The organism is Spirillospora sp. NPDC049652, from assembly GCF_040675125.1.
Taxonomy (GTDB): Bacteria; Actinomycetota; Actinomycetes; order Streptosporangiales; family Streptosporangiaceae; genus Spirillospora.
In genome coordinates, this window is sequence record NZ_JBFAOF010000715.1 from 1 (window position 1) to 3,891 (window position 3,891).

Consider the following 3,891-nt stretch of genomic DNA (forward strand, 5'->3'; position numbering starts at 1 on the left):
CGGCGAGATCGCGGGCTACGGCGCCACCTTCGACCCGCCGCCCTCGTCCGGCCGCCCGCCGACGCTGCGCCGCGCGGTCGAGAACGCCTTGGCCGAGGCCGCCGTCGAGCCCGCCGACGTGGACGTGGTGTTCGCCGACGCGATGGGCGTCCCCGAACTCGACCGCGTCGAGGCCGAAACACTGACCGCGGTGTTCGGCCCGCGCCGCGTTCCGGTCACCGCCCCCAAGACCGCCACCGGCCGGCTGTACGGGGGCGGGGCGTCCCTGGACGTCGCGACCGCCCTGCTGACGCTGCGGCACGGCGTCATCCCGCCGACGCCGGGCGTCTCCGACGTCGCCTACGACATCGACCTGGTCGTGGGCGCCCCGAGGCCCGGTCCGGTCCGCAACGCGCTGGTGCTGGCCCGGGGCCACGGCGGCTTCAACTCGGCGCTGCTGCTCCGCTCGGTCGACTGAAGGAGAGGACTCCCGAGGTGTCCCAGATGCTGGCCCTGCTGGCCCTGACGGCCAACGCCCTGGCCATGGGCGTCTTCTGCGGGACGCTGCTGGGCGGCGTCCCGCTGCTGCTCGCCCTGCCGGGCGACCGCTACGTGCACGCGCACGGCTTCCTGGCCACCCGCTACGACCCGTTCATGCCGGTGACGATCCTGCTCACCGCACTGAGCGACCTGGCCCTGACGGCCCTGGGGCCCGGAACGGCGCTGCGGGTCGCGGCCGCCGTGGCGACCGTCCTGATGGTGGCGGTCATCACCGTCTCGGTCACCAAGAACGTCCCGATCAACCGCTGGGTGGCGGCCCAGGACCCCGCCTCCCTGCCGGCCGACTGGCAGACCCGCCGCGTCCGCTGGCAACGCTGGAATACCACCCGCTCGGTCCTGGCCGCCCTGGCCCTGACCGCCAACCTGGCCACCGCCGCCCTGACCGTCCACTGACGTCGCCGTTCGCGCGGACGGACCCCGGCGCTCGCTACATGTCGGCGCTCGCTACGTGTCGCGGTCGCCGGAGTGTTCGCGCAGGCGGCGGGCGAGCTCGTCGCGTTCGCGGGTGAGGTCGGCGACCTGCTGCTGGAGCTCGATGATGCGGCGGATCGCGGGCAGGGTCATGCCCTCGTCCATCATCGTGACGACCTGCTGGATGCGGCCGATCTCGTTGCGGCTGTAGCGGCGCTGGCCGCCGGCCGAACGCTGGGGGGAGACGACGTCCTGGGCGTCGATGCGCCGCAGGAACGCCTGCTGCACCTGCAGCATGTCGGCGACCTGCCCCACCGTGAACAGGGCGGCGTACTCGTCGTCCATGGGCAGCATCACCGGTTGTCCCTCCTGGTCGCGGTTCCGCCGGGCCGCCGGCAGGCGCGGAGCCGGAGCGCGGGCGGCCCCGCCACCCGGCGGGCGGCTGGACGCGCCGGGGGACGGGGCCGACTCCGACCGCCTGCGGCAGCCGGTCTCACCTCTTGATCGCCTTGGGGCCGTCGCCGGACTGCTGGATCGCGACCTTGCGCGGCTTGGCCTTCTCCAGCACCGGGATGCGGACCGCCAGGACGCCGTTGTTGTAGGCGGCCTCGACCGCCTCGGCGTCCAGGTGCTCCGACAGGTAGACGCGGCGGGAGAAGGAGCCCATCGGGCGCTCCCGGACGAAGACCCGCTCGTCCTCGCCGAACTCCTCCTCGCGGCGCGCGGTCACCGACAGGACCCCGCGGTCGACGGTCACCTCGATGGAGTCGGGGTCGATGCCGGGCAGGTCGAACCGCAGCACGACATCGTCGGCGCGGCGGATCCCGTCCATCGGCATGCCCGCTCCGTTGCCGAGCGCGCCCTGGCCGACCGCCTGCCGGACGGCGCGGTCGAACTGGCGCTCGAACTCCTGCACGAACGGGTCGATCGACGTCAGCAGCATGTCTGTCACCTCCGAAGATCCCCGGGCCCCCGGCCCGGGACGCCTGCATCCGCAGAGAGAACCTACAACTCAATTTATAAGTTTGCTCGCCTCGCGTTGTCAAGGATGCTGACCCTGGAACTACAAGATCCATCGGGGAGGGGTCAGGGAGTCGCCGCACCGCTCCGGACGTCTCCCCAGGGCCACCCGTTTCTCCCCTGAACGCCCTTTCCGCCTTGAGCAGGCATAACTACACTCTGCGACTGTTCCCTCCGACAAGTAGTGGAGTGGTCGCGGTGCCCCTCACCTGCGCCCGGGTCGGCTTCGGCACGATCGCCCGCATCCACGAGGACGCCCTACGCCGGCTCGGCGTGCGGACGGTCGCGGTGATCGAGACCGACGTCGCCCGCCATGGCGCCGTCCGCGAAGCGGGTCTGACCCCGGTGGCCGGCTACGCCGAGGCGGCGGCGATGCGTCCCGACTTCTGGGACATCTGCACACCGACCGGATGCCACGCCGAGGTTCTCGAGGAGATCAGCGGCTGCGCACCGGACGCGCCCGTGGTCATCGAGAAGCCGATCTGCGACCACGCCGACCTGGCCAGGCTTCTCCCCATCCTGGAACGGCACCGGGGCGGGATCGTGGTGAACGAGAACTACTCCTCCTCCGCGGTGACCGCGGCGGTGGTCAACCACTTGACGCGGACGGGGCTGACCCCCGTGAAGGTCGTCGTGGAGATGACCAAGCACCGCGGCCGCGACTACCTCGCCGGCCGGTTCATCGACCCCGCGCTCGGAGCGTTCGGATACGAGGGCACCCACCTCATCGCCGCGGTGGCCGCCCTCGGCGACGCCCGCGGACAGGACTACCTGGACGGAGCCGTCTACGACATCGACGTGGACAACGTGGCGTTGACCGACGCGGCGGGCTCGGCACTGGACGGCAGCCAGTGGGACACCGACGCGGCCGAGGGCCGGGTCGGCCTCTCCCGCCAGGGCGGCGCCTTCGTCGGCTACCGGACACCAGGCGGGTGCGAGGTCGAGCTCTACACCTCGTTGTCGGGCATCGTCGGCTACCCCTGCCCCCCGTACGCCCCCGCCGCCCCGCGCATCGAGCAGTCCGACGCCGTCACCCGCTACCGGATCTTCCGCGTCGACGGCACGACCCCCGACGGTGTCGCCCAACAGATCGTGGGCTTCTACGAACCCCTGCCCGGCCTGGACCGCGGCCAGGGCGCGCTGGCGGTCTACCGCGAATGGGAACTGGCCGAGCTCATCGCGCCGATCGAGGACGACACCATGACCCGGCACTTCGCCCGGATCCTGGACCACGTCGCCGGGAAAGGCCCCAACCCCTTCCCGCCAGAACGGGCCCTGCGCGCCCTGCACCTGCTGCACCAGTGGGCTGGGGCCGCCGGCGGCGAGCCCGGTGACGACTCCGACGAGGTTCTGGGGAGCGATGACAGCGCCGCCGCGCGCGCCCGCGAATGCGCCCGGTTCCGCGTCCCCGCCGGCATCTCCGCCCAACGCCCCCGCCTGCGAGGAGCCCGACCGTGACCACCCCGCCCCCCGACACGACGGTCAGTACCGCCAAGAGCACCACGACGGGGCTGCCCGCCGGGATCGGCCTGTCCCAGGTCCAGGTCTACTCCAGCCAGGCCCCCGACGGCCAATGCGGCGGCACTCCGCACCTGCACCTGACCTGCACCGAGCTGTACTTCACCTTGAGCGGGCGCGGCGCGGCGGAGTTCCTCACCACCCGAGGCCCCCAGCGGGTGCCTCTCGAGCCGGGCGTCGCGGTCCAGTTCACCCCCGGCACCGTGCACCGCCTGGTCAACAGCGACGACCCGCTCCAGATCCTGGTCATCATGGAGAACGGCCGCCTCAACGAGGAAGGCGACGTCGTGTTCGCCTTCCCCGACAGCGACCTGACCGACCCCGGTGCCTACTCCGCCCTCGCCGACACCGGCCCCGTCGACGACCCCGACCTGGCCGCCGTGCACCGCCGCCGCGACCGGG

The 3,891-nt window shown here is 72.4% G+C and carries 6 protein-coding genes; 4 read left to right on the forward strand and 2 right to left on the reverse strand.

What is annotated here, in order from left to right:
* Window positions 1-457: beta-ketoacyl-[acyl-carrier-protein] synthase family protein (locus AB0J52_RS31210; RefSeq protein ID WP_500186319.1), on the forward strand; the 457-nt coding region annotated here is incomplete at its 5' end.
* Between the two features lie 26 nt (window positions 458-483).
* Window positions 484-933, forward strand: a complete 450-nt coding sequence (locus tag AB0J52_RS31215; RefSeq protein WP_500186328.1) for an anthrone oxygenase family protein — start codon at window positions 484-486, stop codon at window positions 931-933.
* 51 nt (window positions 934-984) lie between these two features.
* Here AB0J52_RS31215 and AB0J52_RS31220 read toward each other — a convergent pair whose 3' ends face one another.
* Together AB0J52_RS31220 and AB0J52_RS31225 are read right to left on the reverse strand one after the other, a co-directional pair.
* Window positions 985-1,305 (reverse strand): MerR family transcriptional regulator, encoded by a 321-nt coding sequence (locus AB0J52_RS31220; protein WP_500186330.1) that lies wholly within the window; start codon window positions 1,303-1,305, stop codon window positions 985-987.
* 139 nt (window positions 1,306-1,444) lie between these two features.
* The gene (locus AB0J52_RS31225; protein WP_500186321.1) at window positions 1,445-1,894 is read right to left on the reverse strand and encodes an Hsp20/alpha crystallin family protein; all 450 of its coding nucleotides are present in this window, start codon (window positions 1,892-1,894) and stop codon (window positions 1,445-1,447) included.
* Between the two features lie 266 nt (window positions 1,895-2,160).
* Here AB0J52_RS31225 and AB0J52_RS31230 point away from each other — a divergent pair, with 266 nt between their 5' ends.
* Window positions 2,161-3,429 carry a Gfo/Idh/MocA family oxidoreductase gene (locus AB0J52_RS31230; protein ID WP_500186323.1) on the forward strand — a complete coding sequence of 423 codons (1,269 nt, stop codon included), beginning with the start codon at window positions 2,161-2,163 and terminating at the stop codon, window positions 3,427-3,429.
* Window positions 3,426-3,891 (forward strand): cupin domain-containing protein (locus AB0J52_RS31235; protein ID WP_500186326.1); only part of this gene is annotated, 466 nt, incomplete at its 3' end. The genes AB0J52_RS31230 and AB0J52_RS31235, both read left to right, overlap by 4 nt.